The sequence below is a fragment of the Shewanella sp. 125m-1 genome (assembly GCF_052977065.1).
The window spans coordinates 21,316-27,430 of the sequence record NZ_JBRILT010000059.1 but is presented as its reverse complement, the minus strand read 5'-3'; the positions used below and the strand labels follow the sequence as shown (position 1 = coordinate 27,430).

The following is a 6,115-nucleotide window of genomic DNA, read 5'->3' as shown; positions in this document are numbered from 1 at the left end:
GATCAGACAAACATCAGTCCCTGATACCCATTCAACCTTTTATCCAAATATCAAGCTCATGTAAGCGGAGAAGAGCCCTATTTCTAGTGCGAATCTTCAACCTAACATGAGCCATGGCGATGTTGGCGTTAAAGTCGCGCAAATGGCTAAAGACCAACAAAAAATTGAAGGTGATATCGCATTAAGTTTGATCAATGCCGCGATACCCGATACCCCACAGGCGCCTGTCGGTAACACTGGCCACAATATCAATACTACGGCCTAACTCGCTTCATTTAGTGATTCTCGGCTCTGGTTACCACTGTCGATGGATTCATATATACCCACCTTTAGATCAGTTGGGTATAAGTACCTATCTCGTCCCGCTGACTTTGCTTGATACAACAAGCGGTCAGCTACCTGTAACAATTCAGCGGCCTCCATAGATATTTGCCACTGCGCCACACCTTGAGAAACGGTGACATATTTTGAGGCTGTAGAACTCGGATGCACGAGTTTAGCTTCAGCTAATGCACGTTGGATCTTTGCAGCGACCTTTACCGCGCCAGTTAAATCCGTATCAGGTAGAGCCACCACAAATTCTTCACCGCCATAACGCGCCACGAGATCCCTCGGCCTTTCAAGCGCACAGTTCAATACCTTAGCAACGTTAATCAAATACTCATCGCCCACTTGATGACCAAGACTATCATTAAGCGGCTTAAAGAAATCCACATCGACCATGATAATGGATAACGGTTTGTCACTTCGAAGTGACGCTTTCATCTCTTGAGTTAACACCTCATCAAAGTGACGGCGATTACTGATATTGGTCAACCCATCAATCAAAGCTAAGTGCTTAAACTGCTGCATTAATTTCTTATTCTCGATATTACGGGTCACAGCTTTAAATAACCAACCAGAGATAATTTTCTGGCCTGATAAGATAATGCCAAAAAAACATAAAAACTTGGTGATGGGATAAACCAACACTTGCGAATATTGCAGTGAATGGTAGCTCGCACTAAAAATCAAAAATGGCAGAATAGTCAGTAGCATTGCATGGCGATGGGGAAATAAGGCTAACGCAAAAACCAGTACTAGAACGTCAGCTAATGACTCTATTCCCGGCATATTCTGTGCAGATAACAAGGCAAGATTGATGAGAACGTAACACCAGCCAATAGTTAAAAACGCTAGGTAGGTATATGTTTTATTTACGCTAATACGGCCAAGCCCTTTAAGCTTTACCGTAATAATCCCGATAAAAACAACTGCAAACAATGGCAGCGTTTTTAATTGGAGTAACTGAATGTCATCATAAAGGCTATCAAAATAATACGTATTGGCCAGCACCACAAATAACAGCGCACAACTGACGTAAGTCGCCCATAAAATACCGCGCTTTAAAATGGTAAACGTTTCTCTTTTTATCTGCGCGTGATATCGATGTGAATTCAGGGCCATTCTCCATTACTTATTACAGCTCTATGACTCATCCACTAAAAAAGCCAGCTTTTGCTGGCTTTATAGTAACGACTAATCGCTTTAGGCTGCAACATTATCGCTGCTAGAGTCATCAACTTTCTTATGTGTAGAGTCTTCAACTTTACCGGTATGAGAGTCATCAACATTATGACGAATTAGGTAATCAAATGCGCCTAGCGAAGCCGTTGCACCACTGCCCATGGCGATAATTATCTGTTTATAAGCGGAGTTAGTGACATCACCTGCGGCAAACACACCTGGCAACGACGTTTCACCTTTAGCATCGACAGTAATTTCACCGCGAGCTGTCATATCAATAGTGTCTTTTAACCATTCTGAGTTTGGCACTAAACCAATCTGAACAAATATGCCAGCAAGTTCAACATGATGCGACTCACCTGTTGCTCTATCGGTGTAGTTAAGGCCATTAACGCGCTTACCATCACCGGTCACTTCTGTGGTCATCGCCTGAGTAATAATCTCGATATTGCCCATCGATTTTGCTTTACGCTGCAATACATCATCGGCGCGTAAGCTTTTATCAAACTCAAGCACAGTAACGTGCTCAACGATATTAGCTAAATCAATCGCGGCTTCAATACCTGAGTTACCACCGCCAATCACAGCAACACGCTTACCTTTAAACAGTGGGCCATCGCAATGTGGACAGTATGCCACGCCACTACCACGATACTCTTGCTCACCCGGTACGTTCATTTCACGCCAACGAGCACCCGTTGCTAATAAAATTGTTTTACTGCGCAGCACCGCGCCACTTTCAAGGGTTAACTCAAATAGCTCACCCGACTTTAAGCTCAAAGCGCGTTGGTTATCCATGATATCCACGTCATATTCATGCACGTGAGCTTCAAGATTAGCGACCAACTTTGGTCCTTCAGTCGCCTTAACCGAGATAAAGTTTTCAATACCTACCGTTTCAGCCACTTGACCACCAAACTTGTCGGCGACAATACCGGTACGTAAACCTTTACGCGCCGCATAAATGGCAGCCGATGCGCCAGCTGGGCCGCCCCCCACCACTAATACCTCAAACGGTTCTTTTTCATTTAACTGCTCGGCTTTTCTACCGGCGGCATTCACATCAAGCTTATTTAAGATCTCTACAGTACTAATGGCTCCCATAGAGAACTGCTCGCCATTAAGGTAAACAGAAGGTACGGCCATGATGTTACGTTCATTCACTTCATCCTGGAACAATGAACCATCAATCATCACGTTAGTAATGTTAGGGTTAATCGCCGCCATCATATTCAGTGCTTGCACTACTTCCGGGCATGTTTGGCAGCTTAGCGACACATAAGTCTCAAACTGATACTCGCCCGGCAGTTGACGGATTTGCTCAATCACATCGGCATCCAATTTTATTGGATGGCCGCCGCTGTGCAGTAAGGAAAGCACTAGTGATGTGAACTCATGCCCCATAGGCAGACCAGCAAAGGTAATTTGGCTGCCAATCCCTTGACCTAGATCCGGGTTAATCACCGACATTGACGGCGTGCGCTTACCCACTTGCTCAGTCACTGAAATAAGTGAAGATAGGCTATCAATATCTGCCGCTAAAGATTTAAGCTCTTGCGCTTTTGGGCTGTCATCAATAGATACAACCAGCTCAACTGGGTGCTTGAGGTTTTGCAAATAAGTGTTCAGTTGATTCTTGACGTTTGCATCTAACATGATGACTCCTAAATATTAAAAGCTAATCTGGTATAGGTGAGCAGGCAGCATTAGCCATAATGCGGTTTAGTGTTAACCAAAACAAAGAGTGCTCACAAAAAATAAAAAGTGGATACAGAAAATAAAAAGTAAAACAGTTATATAAATCGTACTAACTCATTAAAAATAAAAAAGTAAAAAAGTAAAAAAGTAAAAAAGTAAAAAAAGGCTGTAGAAATAAGAGTTTGTTCAGCTTAGCTTGCAGGGGGGCACTAAGCTGAACAATAGAGAGAGCCTGGTGAAGATGGCTACCAAGCTAACCCGTTTGGGGACAAGCTAGCGAGGTAAACACCTTACTTTCAACTCAATCTAGATTTAGATCTTACCGACTAGGTCGATTGATGGTGCAAGTGTTGCTTCACCTGGCTGCCATGCTGCCGGACAAACTTCACCGTCGTGTGTTGCAACATATTGTGCAGCCTGGATTTTACGAACTAACTCTGCTGCGCTACGACCAATACCTAGGTCATGTACTTCAGCCACTTTAATCTCGCCTTCTGGGTTGATAACAAATGTGCCGCGTAGTGCTAGACCGTCTTCTTCAATCATCACACCAAAATTACGTGTGATAGTGCCTGTTGGGTCACCAATCATTGGATACTGGATCTTGTTGATGGTGTCTGAACTTGCATGCCATGCTTTGTGAGTGAAGTGAGTGTCAGTAGATACTGAGTAAACTTCAACGCCCATAGCCTGTAGCTTCTCGTAATGGTCAGCCATGTCGCCTAGTTCAGTTGGGCATACAAAGGTAAAGTCAGCTGGGTAGAAGAATACGACTGACCACTTACCTAATAGGTCTTGCTCTGTCACTGGGTGGAAGTCACCTTTGTGAAAAGCAGTTGCTGTGAATGGCTTGATTGTAGAGTTGATAATTGACTGATGCATGTAATGCTCCGTTTTATAATTAAAGTTGAAAATACTATTTCTTAAAATTCAACAAACTGAATGAGTGATGATGAGTCTCTTAACGCCAGTTCGTTTTCGATGGAAGAATAATAGCGGAGCCAATGAATTAATGATAACGGGTAAAAGCTATCATGCTAATCTGTTTTTCCGAACAAGATTAACAAGCCTGCGATATCAGGCTTTCGCCTGAAAAGTACGACGCATAAGTACGGTGCATAAGTACGATAAAAAATGGACTTAAAGGTTTTAAGTAAAAGAGGGCAAGCAAATTTGGATTTTGGCACAGAGAAGCTAAAAACTATAAGTAGAAAATAGACTCGCTAACACATCGATAAGTATTAGCGAGACTTTACTCTTACTCCCAGACTTTTACTTTACTCCCAAAGGTCGAAGCGGGTTAGCGATCTCGCCAACTGAAAATCAAGCTGCTGCGATAAGGACTGCGCCTTGGTCTTAAGTGCACTGGCGCTAATGTCGCGCTTGACCTTACCCGCAAACACCACCCAATTCCCACTGCCAGTTAGGCAAGCACGTACTTCTACAAAATGCATATTAAGGTAGGCAAGTAGCTCACGGTTTTGGCTATGCTCTTTCCAGCAATTGAGAACCAAGTAGCCATCGGCTTTAATTAAGGCCGCGCACTGGGCAATAAAGGCCTGTGACACCTGCGCGGCATCCACCCCTTCCGCGCTGTAGATATCAGCAAAAACAATATCCACCTTCTTATGATCGCTAGCCTCTAGAAATTGCTTGGCATCTTGATGAATGACTTTAAGCTTTTTACTCAGCGGCAACTGGAAATATCGCTTAGCCAGCGCTATCACGTCACCTCTTAACTCTACTGCCGTTAACTTAATACCCGCATCAAAGTGGCGCAGCGCATGAATAAGTCCACCACCACCGAGCCCAAGCACAATTGCACTTTTAGGTTGGCTATAGAGTAGAACCAGCAACATGGCTTGCACATAGGTGTGCTGCGGAATATGCGGAGTGGCCTTGAGCAATTTGCTTTGTTCGTCGTTATCGCCAAACGCGAGGATCCGTGTTTCCTTATCCTCTAATACAATAAGCGGACCATATTCGTCTTGGGTTTGGTGTAATACTTGATAATCTGACATGCGTTCTCCGATATTTGGAGCGCTATTATGCGTTAAATAGTACTTTAATAAAATGGTGACGCTCTAGATGTAACAAGCGCTGATACCGCGCATGAGCAGCAACAATTAACCCACATTACCAGACAAAAAACAGCACAAAACCAAACTTAAAAACAAATACCACACCAAGCAAACAAGCACCACAAAGAACGAGACAAACACTACAATTTACCAACCTGGATTTGCTAGCGCTGTCACATTTCATTTTTGGCTTATACATACAATCAGCGCCATTCTCAATTCAGTAATATTAAACCAATGAAAAAGACAATTTCTGCCGTCGCGCTAACGGCAATTCTAAGCACTCAACTTACCGGTTGTATGGGCCAAATGGGCCTAAGTGCTATGGTAACTAAAGCTAACCTTAGCGCGGTTGATAACCGTTATGGCCGTGCTGGTCTATTTATACTTATGAGCCCAATTTATGGCTTCGCTGCAACTGGCGATCTATTTATCCTTAACAGCATCGAGTTCTGGACGGGCACAAACCCTATCACTGGCCGTTCCCCAGCGGTAGTCGATATGCCAGTTGAAGCTATTTTCAAAGTGAACCAACACATTGATGGCGATCTAACTAGCGCCCCGCTAAAAAACATCAAGTTAACTAGCGCTTCAATGGTAGCGACTGATGACAATACTTTGGCCATGACATTGGTTTATGAAGATGGCAGCCAACAGGTAATGTCAGGTGTTAAGCAAGACGAGCATGTCGACTTCTACCTAGATAGCACTTTCATTGCTCGCGTGAGCACTGATGAGCTTGCTGCATACCAGCAAGGTTAATGATTAGTATTTACTCCGTGACATACAAAAGGGCCAGTAATACTGGCCCTTTTTTTATTCGCAGTCTT

Annotated in this window: 6 protein-coding genes; 2 read left to right on the top strand and 4 right to left on the bottom strand. The window is 43.6% G+C overall.

The window, feature by feature from the left end:
* Positions 1 to 106: 106 nt before the first annotated feature.
* Positions 107 to 265 carry a cytoplasmic protein gene (locus ACVBIK_RS18945; protein WP_447170274.1) on the top strand — a complete coding sequence of 53 codons (159 nt, stop codon included), beginning with the start codon at positions 107 to 109 and terminating at the stop codon, positions 263 to 265.
* Here the strand turns inward: ACVBIK_RS18945 and ACVBIK_RS18940 are convergent.
* The 4 genes from ACVBIK_RS18940 to ACVBIK_RS18925 form a co-directional block, all read right to left on the bottom strand.
* Complete coding sequence (locus ACVBIK_RS18940; protein ID WP_447162194.1) at positions 262 to 1,446, bottom strand: GGDEF domain-containing protein; 1,185 nt, start codon at positions 1,444 to 1,446, stop codon at positions 262 to 264. The genes ACVBIK_RS18945 and ACVBIK_RS18940 overlap by 4 nt on opposite strands.
* 81 nt (positions 1,447 to 1,527) lie before the next feature.
* On the bottom strand, positions 1,528 to 3,162 hold the full coding sequence (gene ahpF / locus ACVBIK_RS18935) for an alkyl hydroperoxide reductase subunit F (protein ID WP_447170273.1): 1,635 nt from the start codon (positions 3,160 to 3,162) through the stop codon (positions 1,528 to 1,530).
* Between the two features lie 354 nt (positions 3,163 to 3,516).
* Positions 3,517 to 4,086, bottom strand: coding sequence for an alkyl hydroperoxide reductase subunit C (gene ahpC / locus ACVBIK_RS18930; protein ID WP_447162195.1), 570 nt, complete (start codon positions 4,084 to 4,086; stop codon positions 3,517 to 3,519).
* 395 nt (positions 4,087 to 4,481) lie between these two features.
* Positions 4,482 to 5,225, bottom strand: coding sequence for a spermidine synthase (locus ACVBIK_RS18925; protein WP_447162196.1), 744 nt, complete (start codon positions 5,223 to 5,225; stop codon positions 4,482 to 4,484).
* A gap of 297 nt (positions 5,226 to 5,522) precedes the next feature.
* Between ACVBIK_RS18925 and ACVBIK_RS18920 the strand changes: the two genes are divergently transcribed.
* Positions 5,523 to 6,047 carry a DUF3332 domain-containing protein gene (locus ACVBIK_RS18920; protein WP_447162197.1) on the top strand — a complete coding sequence of 175 codons (525 nt, stop codon included), beginning with the start codon at positions 5,523 to 5,525 and terminating at the stop codon, positions 6,045 to 6,047.
* Positions 6,048 to 6,115 lie beyond the last annotated feature (68 nt).